This window comes from Vibrio sp. V09_P4A23P171 (genome assembly GCF_963875615.1).
Classification (GTDB): Bacteria; Pseudomonadota; Gammaproteobacteria; order Enterobacterales; family Vibrionaceae; genus Vibrio; species Vibrio anguillarum.
On sequence record NZ_CAWNMR010000011.1, the window covers coordinates 129302 to 144700 of the forward strand.

At 46.5% G+C, this 15399-nt stretch carries 13 protein-coding genes and 1 pseudogene; 7 read left to right on the top strand and 7 right to left on the bottom strand.

Annotated features, from left to right (window positions below; translation table 11 throughout):
* Positions 1-12: 12 nt before the first annotated feature.
* Positions 13-1029 carry a TDT family transporter gene (locus AACT23_RS04885; RefSeq protein WP_094129795.1) on the bottom strand — a complete coding sequence of 339 codons (1017 nt, stop codon included), beginning with the start codon at positions 1027-1029 and terminating at the stop codon, positions 13-15.
* A gap of 117 nt (positions 1030-1146) precedes the next feature.
* Between AACT23_RS04885 and AACT23_RS04890 the strand changes: the two genes are divergently transcribed.
* The 3 genes from AACT23_RS04890 to dapD all read left to right on the top strand — a co-directional run bounded on the left by AACT23_RS04890 (position 1147) and on the right by dapD (position 3717).
* On the top strand, positions 1147-2040 hold the full coding sequence (locus tag AACT23_RS04890; RefSeq protein ID WP_094129798.1) for a LysR family transcriptional regulator: 894 nt from the start codon (positions 1147-1149) through the stop codon (positions 2038-2040).
* Positions 2041-2137: 97 nt separating this feature from the next.
* A complete protein-coding gene (locus AACT23_RS04895) occupies positions 2138-2437 on the top strand; it encodes a YebG family protein (RefSeq protein ID WP_010318120.1) in 300 nt (99 codons plus the stop codon).
* A 248-nt stretch (positions 2438-2685) separates the two neighbouring features.
* On the top strand, positions 2686-3717 hold the full coding sequence (dapD, locus tag AACT23_RS04900) for a 2,3,4,5-tetrahydropyridine-2,6-dicarboxylate N-succinyltransferase (RefSeq protein WP_094124791.1): 1032 nt from the start codon (positions 2686-2688) through the stop codon (positions 3715-3717).
* Positions 3718-3837: 120 nt separating this feature from the next.
* On the opposite strand, the gene AACT23_RS04905 is transcribed toward dapD, so the two are convergent.
* Together AACT23_RS04905 and AACT23_RS04910 are read right to left on the bottom strand one after the other, a co-directional pair.
* Entirely contained in the window at positions 3838-5022 is a 1185-nt protein-coding gene (locus AACT23_RS04905; RefSeq protein WP_094129800.1) for an NnrS family protein, read from the bottom strand.
* Between the two features lie 180 nt (positions 5023-5202).
* Entirely contained in the window at positions 5203-6318 is a 1116-nt protein-coding gene (locus tag AACT23_RS04910; protein ID WP_088721260.1) for a GNAT family N-acetyltransferase/peptidase C39 family protein, read from the bottom strand.
* Positions 6319-6388: 70 nt separating this feature from the next.
* Between AACT23_RS04910 and AACT23_RS04915 the strand changes: the two genes are divergently transcribed.
* The 4 genes from AACT23_RS04915 (at position 6389) to AACT23_RS04930 (ending at position 10565) form a co-directional block, all read left to right on the top strand.
* The gene (locus tag AACT23_RS04915; protein ID WP_017046561.1) at positions 6389-7840 is read left to right on the top strand and encodes a RimK family protein; all 1452 of its coding nucleotides are present in this window, start codon (positions 6389-6391) and stop codon (positions 7838-7840) included.
* Positions 7841-7906: 66 nt separating this feature from the next.
* On the top strand, positions 7907-8848 hold the full coding sequence (locus tag AACT23_RS04920) for a zinc transporter ZntB (RefSeq protein ID WP_094129803.1): 942 nt from the start codon (positions 7907-7909) through the stop codon (positions 8846-8848).
* 10 nt (positions 8849-8858) lie between these two features.
* A complete protein-coding gene (locus AACT23_RS04925) occupies positions 8859-9410 on the top strand; it encodes a gamma-glutamylcyclotransferase family protein (RefSeq protein WP_029189893.1) in 552 nt (183 codons plus the stop codon).
* Positions 9411-9566: 156 nt separating this feature from the next.
* The gene (locus tag AACT23_RS04930) at positions 9567-10565 is read left to right on the top strand and encodes a substrate-binding domain-containing protein (RefSeq protein WP_026027964.1); all 999 of its coding nucleotides are present in this window, start codon (positions 9567-9569) and stop codon (positions 10563-10565) included.
* Between the two features lie 69 nt (positions 10566-10634).
* Here AACT23_RS04930 and galM read toward each other — a convergent pair whose 3' ends face one another.
* The 4 genes and pseudogenes from galM to galE form a co-directional block, all read right to left on the bottom strand.
* On the bottom strand, positions 10635-11669 hold the full coding sequence (gene galM / locus AACT23_RS04935) for a galactose-1-epimerase (protein WP_255211892.1): 1035 nt from the start codon (positions 11667-11669) through the stop codon (positions 10635-10637).
* A 30-nt stretch (positions 11670-11699) separates the two neighbouring features.
* A pseudogene (galK, locus tag AACT23_RS04940) lies at positions 11700-12851 on the bottom strand (galactokinase); the annotation flags it as partial.
* Between the two features lie 188 nt (positions 12852-13039).
* Positions 13040-14092, bottom strand: coding sequence for a UDP-glucose--hexose-1-phosphate uridylyltransferase (locus AACT23_RS04945; RefSeq protein ID WP_094129809.1), 1053 nt, complete (start codon positions 14090-14092; stop codon positions 13040-13042).
* 53 nt (positions 14093-14145) lie between these two features.
* Complete coding sequence (gene galE / locus AACT23_RS04950; RefSeq protein WP_094129812.1) at positions 14146-15159, bottom strand: UDP-glucose 4-epimerase GalE; 1014 nt, start codon at positions 15157-15159, stop codon at positions 14146-14148.
* Between the last annotated feature and the right edge of the window lie 240 nt (positions 15160-15399).

Consider the following 15399-nt stretch of genomic DNA (forward strand, 5'->3'; position numbering starts at 1 on the left):
CTAAACTGCAGGCTATTTCATTTCACAGTTCAATGCGTGTTCATCTTGCTCTTCTAGCTCATTCATGCTGCTGAGTAGTACGCGATGAGGTTGATAGAAATTTAAGTAACGAATAGCAACATAACCCACCACAATAGTTGCCACAATCAACTCTAACCCAGCCAACCAATGCACTTGCTGTACATACTCAGCACTCACCCCAACGGTTTCCATCCAATGTGTGAGTTTAAATAGCGCCGTTGCACCAATCACCATTGGGAAGGTAAACGCTGCGTAGCCTGGGCTAAAAGGCAAGCGTAATAATTTAAAGAAAGCTAAGTAGATAATCGTTGTCATTAACACGGCAATACCAAATAAAATGCCGATAATCACTGGCGATGGGTTAGCCGTGACAGTTAAGTAACCAGCCAATGAGAGGCTCGCTGGCGCCGCCAAAATAGCCATAGTTGGTTTTGCTGCATCTGGAACTTCATGTGTGAACATGAAACGGTAAATCATCATCGGCAGCATCACCGCATAAGCGACTAAACCGAACATCATGGTTGCATTTGCGATTGGTGCAAGTGCTGGGTTTCCAGAAAACGCCACGTCGGCCACAATAATACCCACAGGTGGAACGAACCAACTTGGCACCATGTGGTGAAGTTCAAAAGACTGCGCGCGATGGTACAAAAAACTGACCAAGAAGATGATGTGTAAACCCACAGCAAATAGCCATAACGCATCACCGGCCATTGGGTGAAAATAGCCTAATGAATTGGAAACCACCATGGTGCCCATCGCAAAAGTAGGCACAACACTGCCCACGACCGGATGAGCGAGATCTTGGCGTAATAAGTGGCCATGAAAGAGAAATTTAAACGCAAGAACCACCAGCAACACGCTGGCAATAACGGCCCCACTTAATTGTCCATAACCTTGTAATGGTGCAAAGTTTTCCCAACTCCAACCCAAGCTTGCGATGCCTAGAGCTAAACCCGCCATAGGGGTTGGCGCACCCATAACTTTCGCTTTTGCTGCTCGAATCATATTGACCTCTCATCAGAACTAACAAAGTAGTTGTTCAATGTCGCTATCATACGCTTGCCTTTTGTTCTGATATATCTAAATATATAGAACACACGTTCAGATTAATTAAACAAAATTATGGCTACCAATATTTCTCTTAAGCAATTGAAAGTATTCACTTCGATTACGCAACACAAAACCTTGACCCAAGCTGCAGAGGCGCTGTTTTTGTCAAAAGCGGCCGTGAGCATGTCACTGTCTGAACTGGAAAAACAGCTTGGGCATGCGCTGTTCGATAGGGTCAATAACCGTTTAATCCTCAATCAAGAGGGACAAAAACTGTTGCCGCTCGCCGATGAACTGCTAAGCCGTGCGAGCAACATCAACCAACTGTTTGACAGTGAGCAAACCCTCGCAGGCCAATTGCGCATTGGTACCAGTGATACGATTGGCAACCATGTTGCGCCTTATCTACTCAGTCAATTTCGCCAGCAAACCCAACACATCTCGCAAAGTTTGTTTATTTCCAACTCGGCGCTGATTTGCCAAAAGTTGGTCGATTACGAACTGGATCTTGCGTTGATTGAAGGAAAAACACTGCACCCAGAGCTGATTTCAACGCCTTTTTCACACGATGAAATGTGTATTATTTGCGCACCCGAACATCCGCTCACAATGATAAATCAGCTCACCCTCAATGATTTCGAACAGAGCCAATGGGTATTGCGCGAAGCGGGTTCTGGCTCGCGAGAGTTTTTCTTACGGGCTATCGCACCACGACTTGAGCAGTGGCATGAAGCCTTTGAATTGAATACCACTGAAGCCTTAATCAACAGTGTTTCGGCAGGGTTAGGTTTGGGCTGTTTATCCACCCTTGCTGCGCATTCAGCACTGCAAGATGGCCGGGTTAAAAGACTCGATGTTCCGCTGGACATGAAACGCCGTTTTTGGCTATTGGTGCATAAAGAAAAATACCAAAGCCCACTGCTCAAACACTTTATTGAATTTTGTTATCAATGGAACAAAGAGTAGCCATCCACCTCTCACTTTTTCCTGCTCACCTAGACTTCATGGTTTAAAAACTGTATAAACAGCCAGTAGAATTAATGACTAAGTTAGAGGATTAACCATGGCTGTAATCGTCAAGTACGTGGTGGAACGCAACGGAGAAGAAAAGATGACTTTTACCTCTAAAGCAGACGCTGACGCTTATGACAAAATGCTCGATATGGCAGATGAGCTTTTCGAACTGTTAGGGAAAAGTGAGTTGCTAGAAGATGAAGCCAAGCAAGAAGCTTTGGCGATGTTCTTAGCGCAAAATAAAGAAGAAGTGCTTTACGCACTTGGCGCAAAGCGCAAGCCTGCACCGGCTAAGCCTAAAAAAGCCAAAGCGGTAAAAGACGAAGCACCAGAAGAAGATGCAGCTTAAGGCGATTAAACGCTTAACTTAAGATGATAGAACGTGAAAAGACCGCTGCTTCGTCAGCGGTTTTATATTTCTGTCTAAAGAAATACATCGCTAAAAAGACAAAAGGTATCGTTTTACGGACTTTCTCCCCTTTTACCCTTTCCTACCCCTGCCTCACTCTTTATGATGCTTGATAAATCGAGTGCGCCGCAATGATGCTCAACCTACGCTGGCGAGCGCATCAATAGTGACAACATGGAGATATCAAGATGGCTTACTTTGCACTTGCCTTTGGCACGGCAACCAAAAACCGTGATGGAAAAATTATTGAAGCGTTTTTTCCAGCGCCAATTCTCAACCCAAGTGACGCGCTAGTGAGCGAGCTTGCTCAAGTCTCTGGTTATGGCGAAGGCAACCAGTATATCGACATCTCAACTGAGCAAAGCGCCCAACTCGCCGCGATATTTGCTCGACATGATCAGGCTAACAATGCCAGTTTTGCCGATAAAGCCGCTAACGCCTCACAACCACTGGTGCTGGTTATTTTAGCTTCCGACGAACAGCCTCAATCAGTCGCTGAAGGCTTTTTGAAGCTACAACTGATTTCACACCGTTTAGTGAAACCACACGGTACTGTGCTTGATGGTATTTTTGGCCTGCTGCACAACATCGCATGGACCAATGAAGGTCCTATCGACCTACCTGAACTAGCCGATCGTCAAATTGAAGCTCGCCTTGCAGGCCGAGCTTTAACGGTAGATTGTGTCGATAAATTCCCGAAAATGGTTGATTACATTGTCCCAGCGGGCATCCGTATTGCGGATACCTCGCGCGTTCGCCTTGGCGCGCACGTGGGCGAAGGTACCACTGTGATGCATGAAGGTTTTATCAACTTCAACGCTGGTACAACAGGCGTGAGCATGGTTGAAGGGCGTATTTCTGCTGGTGTGGTTGTTGGTAATGGATCAGACATCGGCGGTGGCGCTTCTATCATGGGTACGCTTTCTGGCGGCGGTAAGGTCGTGGTCTCTATCGGTGAAAACTCACTGCTTGGCGCAAATGCAGGCTTAGGTTTCCCACTCGGCGATCGCTGCACGATAGAATCAGGTTTGTACGTAACTGCTGGCACTAAAGTGCGTATGCTCGATAACCAAGGCCAAGAAGTGGAAATCGTCAAAGCACGTGATTTAGCTGGTGTATCGGATCTACTTTTCCGTCGCAACTCGATCACTGGTCAAATTGAGTGTTTAGCCAATAAATCAGCCGTTGAACTGAACAGCATGCTGCACAGCCATAACTGATCCAGTTTTTCTGATAAAAAGGCTTGGCGATGTGCCAAGCCTTTTTCTTTTGCGCGCTTTCTACTGCTAGGCTACTTTCTACTTTTTTATTTTGCTACTTCCACGTTACGAGCCAAACCGTTATCCCGGGTGGCCATCGACTCTCGGCGTAAGTAACATCGTACCGAATTTCCACACAAACAGAGTAAAAGCCAATATCCAGAGTGCGGCGCTGATATTCACCATCAAAAAGAGTTGCGCTGGAAAAAACGCCACACCGAGGCTGCGTACCAATGCCGACATCATCAAAGCCGCAAACGCAATACTCATTTTAGGCCCTTGATAAATCGCCCTGCCGGTATGCCCCATGGTCACGCGTGCAATCATCGACAAAATCAAGCCTGAGATGGCTCCAATAGCAAAGAGATGGATCAGGTTATGAGTGACATATACATCATCAATTAACCCGCGCAGTAATAAGCTCAAAGGAATACAGGCATACGCAGCGTGCAGCGACCAAACCAGAGGCTCACTCAGTGTTAGCCATGGCTTCCAACGCATCCAACGTACCCACTGCGCTAACCCAGCCAGTAACATGATAGGCTGACCAATCTGCACCATCGTCAGCGGGAAGAAACTCAAAATAAACAAGGCCGCAATGGGTGCATTGGCTAACCAATCGAGCCATACCCATGGCTGTGCTTTTTCAAAGTTAAAACGCCTTGCGCTGAAGAAAGGGATCACGCGTGCTCCCATGACTGATAGCAACAATGTGAACCACCACAACATCGCCTGCCATACCGCCGCCGAGCTAAAGGGCGGCATTCCTTTGATGGTGGCATAACTCGCAAAGTTCGCGCCGATCGCTAAAATAAACAGCGGTACAAAAAAGAGATTTTTCCAGCCTTTCGCTTGCACTACTCGGCGGCCAATTTCATAAGCCGAAGCCGCCAAAAAAAGCGCTTCGACAGAAGAGATGACCCACAAAGGTGTCGGCGTCCACAATAAGATTCGAGGCGCTAACCACAAGGCGACTAACACGGCTAAGCGATAATGTTTCGTGCCATTAATGCCAGTCCAGTTCTGTACGGCAGTCAATAGAAAACCGACCACAATTGCCATAGCAAAACCAAACAGCATTTCATGTACATGCCACCACAGCGCAGGAACTTGCAATGCCGATGGTTGACCTGTTTGAAACATCCAGACCCATAACGTCACCGCTAAAACGGCATATACGCTACCAAGTAGGAAAAAGGGACGAAAACCAAGGCGCAACCAAGCGGGTATGCGTTGTTCTACTTTTATATCGGTAATATTGAGCACTGTGACCTCTTACGGCGGTGGTGGATATCATGACAGACGACCAACACCACAGGCACAATTCAAGCCAATAAAAATACCCAATAAAAACAATAAAATAAGAAATATCACTCAAAAAAAAGAGTCATAACAACTCAATAAAAAACAGTCATTATGACTCAATGAATTCACTTAAACTCTATCCTAACCAGTGGTTACACGCATGGCACTGCTGTTCGAGCTAATCACCACACAAGCCGTCTGTTTTTGTTTACCAAAACCGATGATTTGTGACAGCGCTTTTTTGCCGACCGGAATGAAGGCCGAAGCCATCGCATCCGCTTCTGTTTCTGCATGTGGATCGTGAATGAAGAAGAATTTATCGCTCATACCACTGAGTACGATCCAATGCGGCTCTTTCTTACCATCGAAACGATAAGTGCTGATGAGTAGCAGCACACATGCCCCTTCCGTCACCCACGCTTCTAGTTGCTCTTGACTCGGTGGTGCATCAATCATCGCCACATCTTGATGACTAAGCTGCTCACAAAAATCAAGATGAACCAATTCGATAACTTGTTTTTTATTGGCATCTCGCACGCTATCAATAAAAGGCGTGCTTTTGGATTGGCTCCACAGCTCCACATGATAACCGCGTCGACTAGCAGCCAGTGCCAACCCTTGGCCGCTGCACCCACCGTGCCCTGCCGCCATAAAAATCGTTGTTGCTTCTCGCCACAGTTGCAGCTCAGCGGTGCGACTCGGCTCAAACGATTTAGACAAGCAAGAAAAGCTCATCAGCAAGCATGCCGCACCGCAAGTAAATGGCGTAGTCTGAACATAAAGTGGCATCGGTAATTGCACCTTAGGCCCTTGTGGCGACAAGCGTTTTTGCATCCGGCGTCCATTACACAAATCATCGTAATAATGGATAAGAAATTTCAGGGTTTTATAGCCCATTTTTTCATATAAATTTATCGCTGCCGTATTGTCTTCACGCACTTCTAATCGTAATGTAGTGGCACCTTGATCAAGAGCAGCACGCTCGCATTGCTCGACCAAATTTTGAGCAATCCTCCGGCCTCTGAAATCAGGTTTTACGGCAATCGAATACAACCTTGATAGCTGTGTACCTTGATGAAATAGTAGCAATGCATATCCAGCCAGCTCTGTGCCGGCATCGGCCACAAACAACACCGCTTGGTTGGAATGTAAAAAACGCTTCATTTGACGTGGAGAGATTTTATCTCCGTCAAACAGCTGTTGTTCTAACGCATTAAGAGCAGTGAGATCAGCACTTTTCGCAAGACGAAAGTCCATACGACGTCCTTAAGTGGTTGGCAAGATTGCGGCTCAATATTATTCCTATTGATTAAGGAAAAGAATAGCAATGGCAAACCTTTTGATCGTGACCGACCAGTCCAGTGACTGGCAACAATATTTCCCCTCAGAGCAAGTGGTAAGTGTAGACCAATACCTCAACAGTAATGGCACCCATACTCATCGCAGCCTGCAAGTGGTCAACCTGTGTCGCGATTATGGCTACATGAGCAGCGGCTATTACTGCTCGCTGATGGCAGAGGCACGCGGCCACCGCGTTATCCCTCGAGTGATGGCAATCAACGACATCAATCAACCCTTTTTACTCTCTTCTGGCTTATTGAAACTCAATAAACTGTGCGCCCAAACCGATTTTATACAGTGCAAAATTTATTTTGGCCGCACCGCAGAAAAAGGCTTGGATAAACTGGCTCGCCGTCTGTTTGAACAGTTTATGGTGCCCGTTATTGAGTTGGAAATGAACCGCGTTCAAGGGCAGTGGCAAATCAGCAAAATTGGTCCTTTCCCATTCCAAGATTTGAACGACCAAGAGCAAGATTTCTTCGTTGAATCATTAGAGCTGTTTTCAACCAAAGTTTGGCGTAAACCAAAGCAAGAGAAAAAATACCGTTACGATATTGCCATGCTAGTGGACGAAGAAGAGAAAATGCCACCTTCTGATCCCTCAGCATTAAAACGTTTTCGCCGCGCCGCAAACCGTTTAGGGGTTAACCTAGAAACCATTTCACCGGATGACTTATCGCGTTTGGGTGAATTTGATGGCTTGTTTATTCGCGCCACCACGAACATCAGTAATTACACTTACCGCTTTGCAAAAACGGCTGAGAAAATGGGCTTGGTGGTGATGGATGATTCTGAATCGATCATGAAATGCACCAATAAAGTGTTCTTAACTGAGTTGTTGCAACGCAACAAAGTGCCTGCGCCAAAAGGCGTGATTTTGCAAAGTTTTGATGAGCAATGGAAAAGCAATGTCATGCAGGAGTTGAGCTTTCCCATGGTATTAAAAATTCCAGATGGCGCATTTTCACGTGGCGTGGTCAAAGTACGCGACGAGCAAGAGCTGGAACGCGAAGCCGGCGCACTGTTTGAAAAAAGTGCTCTGATTTTGGCACAAGCCTTCATGCCAACTGACTTTGACTGGCGTATCGGTGTAATGAACCGCCAAGCCATCTTCGCCTGCAAATACATGATGAGCCGCGGCCACTGGCAAATTTATCAACATCACAATAGTGGCCGAGTCTCTTCTGGCGGCTTTGAAACCTTGGATTTAAAACAAGTACCTAAAAACGTGGTTGATGTTGCCTTAAAAGCGTCAAACCTTATCGGCAGTGGCCTGTACGGCGTTGACTTGAAAGAGATTGATGGCCAAGTTTATGTAATTGAAGTGAATGATAACCCTAGTATTGATCACCAAGTTGAGGATGCGTTTTTAGGCGATCTTCTTTACGATAGGATTATGACTGAGTTTCTGCGCCGTATTCAAATGCGCGGCTTCTGATCTCAATTGGTATAATCTACTGCTCCTCAATGCAGAGTCATTGAGGAGCAAGTTATAAGGATATTCATGGAATTTTTGATCGACCAGTGGCATTTTTCTGCATCCGCTCCGCAGCAAAAACTCAATAGTGCTTCACTGATTGAAGCTGGGAATTGGTATCACTGCCAACGCGATATTCCCGGTTTAAAAGAGTGGTTGCTGCAGTATCAGATCCCCACTTCAATTGTCGACAGCCTCTTAGCAGAGGACACTCGCCCACTGTTTGAGCAATACGATGATGATAACTTTTTACTGATTTTGCGTGGCGTCAACATGAACGACAACGCCAACCCGGAAGATATGTTGAGCGTGCGCATTCTCTATTTCAATGGCGCGCTGTTTTCAACCCGAAAAATCCCGTCAAAAGCCGTCAATGTAATCCGTGACCTACTGCAAGCCGGGCAAGGCCCGCAAACTCTTTCAGATGTACTCGTGCAGATCATTGATGGTTTAAACAAAAACATCGATAACTACTTAAACAGCATTGAAGCGAAAATCACCCAATACGATAACGAAATTGAACTCAGTGACGAGCTGATGCAGACGCATAAAGCGCTGCTCAAAATCAAACGTTTTATCAAACCTCAGCAATACGCCATCGATGATTTCAGTGATTCCAAAGTCTCGCTGGCAAATGATAAAAACTTGCGTCTGCGCCACAGCGTTAACACCATCACGCGCATTAATGAAACCCTCGATTTTTACCTTGGTGAGCTCGAACTGATCAAAGGGGAATTACGTCAATATCATGCAGAGAAGATGAACCAAAACACCTATTTATTCTCGGTGATTGCGGCGATCTTTCTACCAACAAGCTTTTTAACTGGCTTACTTGGGGTTAATGTCGGCGGTATTCCCGGCACTGAATCCCCCGTTGCTTTTGCTCTCTTTTGCGTCGCACTGGTTGGTATTTTTGGTTTAGAGTTTTGGATTTTGCATCGGTTACGTTTTTTCAATAAGGAGTCGTAATTCACTGATGATGTATATTTTTGGTTATGGCAGCTTGATCAACTCCGCTTCTCGCCAGTTAACAGGGCAAACAGGAAGAGCGATTCCCGTGGTCGCGCATGGTTTAGTTCGTTACTGGGGAAAAATTGATGAGAGCTACATATTGTCACCTTTGGTGGTGAATGAAGGACAAGGGCAAGTCAACGGCGTACTGCTGGAGATCGATGAAACCGCTTTGGCAGAATTTGACCGTCGAGAACGTGGTTATGAGCGAGTGCCCCTCAACGCTAATCAAATCGAGAGTGATGACGCTTTTAACCTCCAATGGCCGATTTGGGTTTATGTCAAAGAGGCACCAGAGCCTCCCTGCGAGCGAAGCCCTATCGTACAAACCTATGTCGATACCGTGCTGGCTGGTTGTTTAGAGTTTTCAGAAACCTTTGCGCGCCATTTTGTTGAGCATACGGTAGGCTGGCAACATCCGCTGATTAACGATCGCCTCGCGCCGAAATACGGTAATTTAGCAGGGGTAGAACCCTGTCATCATGCGATCATTGATAAGCTGATGGCTACGGTACGTTAGCGCATTAGCTTTTATTCCAACTTTAAACGTTTACATTAATCAGAAGCCTTGATTTACCTGTATAGAAAGTCGTAATTATCACATTGATTGCATTGTTCGTTTGCCTTATTTACACCACCATTGTTAAATACAGCGAGCAATAGCAAGAGGTGTAATATGGCTACCATAAAAGATGTAGCTCGCGAAGCCGGTGTGTCAGTGGCAACGGTTTCACGAGTCATCAATAAATCCCCTAAAGCGAGTAAAACATCGATTGAAGCGGTCACCGCCGCAATGAGTTTACTTGGCTATCGGCCTAACGCCGCCGCACGAGCTTTAGTCAGCCAAAGTACCGACACCATAGGCGTGCTAGTCAGTGACGTTTCCGATCCTTTTTTTGGCATGCTCGTGAAAGCGGTCGATAATGTGGCTCATGACAATGGCAAGCATCTGTTGATTGGCAATGGTTATCACCGTGCTGAAGAAGAGCGCCAAGCGATTGAACTGTTGATCAACAGCCGTTGTGACGCTTTGGTGATTCACTCGAAAGGTTTATCGGATCAAGAATTGATCGACTACGCCGCCGAAGTGAAATCGATGGTATTGATCAACCGTCATATCCCGCAACTGGCTAACCGCTGCATCTCATTGGATAACTACAAAGGTGCTTATTTGGCGACTGAGTTTTTAATCCGCCACGGTCATAAAAAAATCGCTTGTATTGGCTCTTCTCATTCGATTGAAGACGCTACAGATCGCGTAGCTGGTTATCAAGCCGCATTGAAAGATCACGGTATTGAGATCGCTCCTAATTACATCGAGTTGGCCGAACCACACAGCGAAGGTGGCGAGCAAGCGATGACTCACTTGCTGATCCGTTCGATCGACATGACTGCCGTGGTCGCCTACAACGATAATATGGCAGCGGGCGCGTTAAATGTGCTTGAGGAGAATGGTGTAAAAAGCCCTGAGCAAATTTCAGTGATCGGCTTTGATGATGCGTTGATCGCACGCTACATTCGCCCAAGGCTGACCACCATCCGCTACCCAATCGAGATGATGGCTGAAAAAGCCGCTAAACTGGCACTCCAATTAGCCCGTGGCGAAACGATAGAAAAAGAACCGATGATTTTCTCACCGACTTTGGTGCGTCGAGATTCGGTAGAAAAAATCTGACGCACTCAGGTTACACTTTCACTCGCCACTTTGGGCATCAATACTCAACATCTAAGCGACGCACCCACCTTAAACGTCAAATTGGTAAATGGTGGTATGAGTATATTCTTGCCCTGGTAGAGTAATACAGCTGGGTTGCTGCCATTCGGCATGATTGGGAGCATCCGGCAAGTATTGAGTTTCTAATGCGACCCCCGCATAGCCTTGATAAACCCCACCGCGCCGATTGGGCGTCCCCGATAGCCAGTTTCCACTATAAAGTTGTATGGCTGGCTTAGTCGTAAATACGCTCATGGTTACCTTTGCATCTGGTGATTTCAGTTGCGCGGCGCACACGGTTAAATCAGCTTTATCAGGCAATAAATAACTGTGGTCATACCCTTTGCTTGCTTGTTGCTGCTCATCTTTGAGTAAGTCACGACCTATTGATTTTGCAACGCGAAAATCAAAGCCCGTGTCGATGACAGATTTTGGCCCTGACAATGGGATTCCATGTGGATCTGTGGGTAAAAATTGATCGGCTTTTATAAAAAGTGAATGATCTAAAATCGTATGATCACTCTCTGCGCCTAGCAAATTAAAATAGGCGTGGTTGGTTAAATTAAGCGGCGTTGGTTTATCTGTGGTCGCTAAATAGCGGAGGAGCAATTGATTCTGATCGTTCAGTTCATAGCTCACGGCAATGTCAACATTACCGGGAAAACCTTGGTCACCATCCGATGAATGGATTGAAAACGTCACTTGTTGAGCACTTTTGTGAGCAATAGTCCAACGACGCTGATCTAACCCTTCAAGACCGCCATGCAAACTATTTCCAGCTTGGTTGGTCGTCACTTGATAGCGTTGATCATTTAATTCAAATTGGCCTTTAGCGATCCGGTTGGCATAACGTCCCACAGTGACGCCCATATAGCTTTGTTGTTTCTGGAAGTCGCTCATGGTGGAAACACCCAGCAGAACTTCTCTGCGTTCTCCATCCTTAAGCGCCAACTCACAACTGAGCCATGTTGCGCCAATATCCATTAATACTACGCGGCTACCAATGCAGTTAGTCAAACTGACAAGTTGTGCAGGACGGCCATCATAGGCTACTTGCTGAGTCATAGTGTGAAAAAGTGAAGATGTGCAGCAAGCCTCCACTAGACCAGCGCCCTCTTTTGCTTGGCAGACGTAAATCGACGCTTTCAGGCCAGTCGCCACTTCATATTTCTCATCGACAGCCGCTTTCACTGCATCAACCAATGTCGGTGGGACAAGTGCCACAATACAGCCACCAAAGCCGCCCCCAGTCATACGCACACCGCCTTGGTCACCAATCACCTCTTTGATGATATCAACCAAGGTATCAATCTCTTTGACCGTAATTTCAAAATCATCACGCATCGATGCGTGCGATTGAGCCATCAGCTCGCCCATGCGCTTCATGTCGTGGGCGCGCAACGCTTGGGCCGCTTCAACAGTACGGTCATTTTCAGTAATGATGTGACGAGCACGTTTAGCCACCAACTCATCAAGCTCAGAAACTTTTTGGTTAAACTGTTCAATGCTTACATCACGCAGCGCTTTGACGCCAAAAATACGCGCAGCCTCTTCACACTGCTGACGGCGGGTGTTGTATTCGCTATCCACCAAGCCGCGTTTTTTATTGGAGTTGACGATCACGACGGCCATCTCTTCAGGCATTGAAACCGCTTGTGTTTCCAAGCTACGACAATCTAAAAGTAGCGCGTGGTTTTCACGACCTTGCGCCGAAATCATTTGATCCATAATGCCGCAATTACAGCCGACAAATTCGTTCTCAGCCTGTTGGCCATTTAGTGCGATTTCCGCTTGAGAAATATCCAGTTGATAAAGTTCTTTAAAAGTTTGACCGATCACGACCTCAAGCGCAGCCGAAGAGCTGAGCCCCGCTCCCTGTGGAACATTACCGCTGACAGTAATATCCGCCCCGGTAAACGAGTACCCACGCGCAAGCAAACATTTCACCACGCCGCGAATGTAGTTCGCCCACATTTTGTCTTGCTGGAAAGTAATCTCTTGGGTGAGGTCAAACTCATCAAGTGCATTGCCATAATCAACAGACACGATGCGCACTAAATTATCTTCACGCTTGGCCGCCGCTACCACGGTTTGGTAGTTAATTGCGCAGGGGAGCACAAAACCGTCGTTATAGTCGGTGTGCTCACCAATCAAGTTCACACGGCCAGGTGCTTGGATGATATGACTAGGCGCGTAGCCCAACACTTGCTCAAAAGACGCTTTCACATTTTGGATTAAATCAAACATTTGTATTCCTAAACTCATAAACTGGTTTTCATTTCTCATTAACCACTTAGCGCTATGAAAAAACTTTGTTAAGCCCAAGTCGTTGGAGGCGCAGTGAGGTGATAAGTAAATTCAGCCAATGAACATAGATTACCTATGTTCTTAGGGTGCGTTTACGCAGCAACAAAGCTACAACTTCACAGATGACGTTACTGCTCTTTGTAGTGAACATCACTTAGCTCACGCAGACGCTGCGCCGCTTGTTCTGCGGTTAAATCTCGTTGGCTTTCAGCCAACATTTCATAACCCACCATAAACTTACGAATCGAGGCACTGCGCAACAGTGGTGGGTAGAACAGTGCATGCAGTTGCCAATGGTCAATGTTCGTACCCTCTTCAAAGAAAGGCGCGTAATGCCAGCCCATAGAATAAGGGAAAGAACATTGGAACAGGTTGTCGTAACGGCTGGTCAGTTTTTTAATCGCAACGGCGAGATCGTCACGTTGCGCATCACTCAACTCACTCATGCGACGGATATGCGTTTTTGGCAGCAACATGGTTTCAAATGGCCATGCAGCCCAGTAAGGCACAACAGCCACCCAATGCTCTGTTTCCAGCACAATGCGTGAGCCATCTTTCAGCTCAGCTTGCACATAATCCACCAGCAGGTTACTACCCTGTTGTTGGTAATACGCTTTTAGGTTGTGCTCCTTGCGTTCAATTTCATTGGGTAAGAAGCTATTAGCCCAAATTTGGCCGTGTGGGTGAGGCTGGGAACAACCCATGGTTTCGCCTTTGTTCTCAAATGCTTGCACCCAAACGTACTCTTTACCTAACTCTTCGATTTGATCGTTCCACGTATCAATCACGCTGCGAATGTTGCCCACGGGTAACTCTGGCAGAGTTTTGCTGTGATCTGGAGAGAAACAAATCACTCGGCTCAAACCACGCACACCTTGAGTTTTGAATAGAGGGCTATCGGACTCCGGTGCATCTGGTGAATCTACCATCAGTGCTGCGAAGTCGTTGTTGAATACGTATGTACTTTGGTAGTCTGGGTTGACATCACCAGAGATACGCTCGTTTGTCGGGCAAAGAAAACACTTCTCATCATAACTTGGCAGTTCATCTACCGCTGGCTTTTCATCAGCCCCGCTCCAAGGGCGTTTAGCGCGATGTGGTGAGACTAAAATCCACTGCCCCGTGAGTGGGTTGTAGCGACGATGTGGATGATCCACTGGGTTAAATTCAACATTCGACATATTGCTTACTCAATTATGCTATTTGATAGTCCGACGCGTCACGCCGGATAAAACTAGTACCCTTGCGGGTTATTGGATTGCCAATGCCATGTATCAGCAGCCATTTCATCGATACTGCGCGTCGCCTTCCAAGCCAGATCTCGCTCCGCTTTTGTGGTACTAGCCCAACACTCGGCAATATCACCCGAGCGTCGTGAGCAAATCTCATAAGCAATAGGAACACCACTTGCTTGAGCAAAGGCTGAAACTATCTCTAACACACTCGATCCGTTACCCGATCCAAGGTTGTAAATATGCCTTCCCGCTTTCATCGCAACCGTATTTAAAGCGGCCAAATGGCCATCGGCTAGATCCATAACATGAATGTAATCACGCACACCCGTACCATCCGGTGTGGGGTAGTCGCTACCAAATATGGATAACTTCTCGCGGCGACCTACCGCAACTTGGGCAATAAACGGCATCAGATTATTCGGCACACCTTGCGGGTCTTCGCCCATAGTGCCAGAAGGGTGAGCCCCCACAGGGTTGAAGTAACGCAGTAAGGTCACGCTCCAATCTGGCTCAGCAACCACTAAATCCGACAGGCACTGCTCAACCATATATTTGCTACGACCGTAAGGATTGGTGGTTGATCCGGTTGGAGAATCTTCAGTTATCGGCACGATTTCAGGATCGCCATACACTGTCGCCGATGAACTGAATACAATACTTTTCACTCCAGCTTTACGCATACTGCGCGCTAGCACCAACGAACCATTGACGTTATTGTCATAATATTCGAGCGGTTTTATCACGGATTCACCGACGGCTTTTAAACCTGCGAAATGAATCACAGCATCAATATTATGTTCAGCAAATACCTTATCGAGAAAGGCCTCATCACGGATATCACCATGATAAAACACGGGCGTTTTATCTGTCAGTGCATGGATACGGCTTAATACTTCAATCTTCGCGTTAGATAAGTTGTCAACGATAATGGGGTCGATACCCGCTTGTATCATTTGTACACAGGTATGACTTCCGATATAGCCCATGCCGCCCGTCACTAATACTTTCACCATACTCTCCTATTGGGATACCGATAGAGGTTGATTCTCGCTTTTGAAAAAGTCTAACAGCCTTACTCGCTTTCAATCTGTGATCAAAACACCACAATGTAAACGTTTCCACGAAAACTCTAAAACAATTCCCTTCACTTAACTGATTTTATTTAAATTACGTATACAATACGCACAGGTAGGCTCTAGTGAGATATTTTGCAGCCCACCACCTTGCACCATCATCTTCTCTAGTTCGACTTA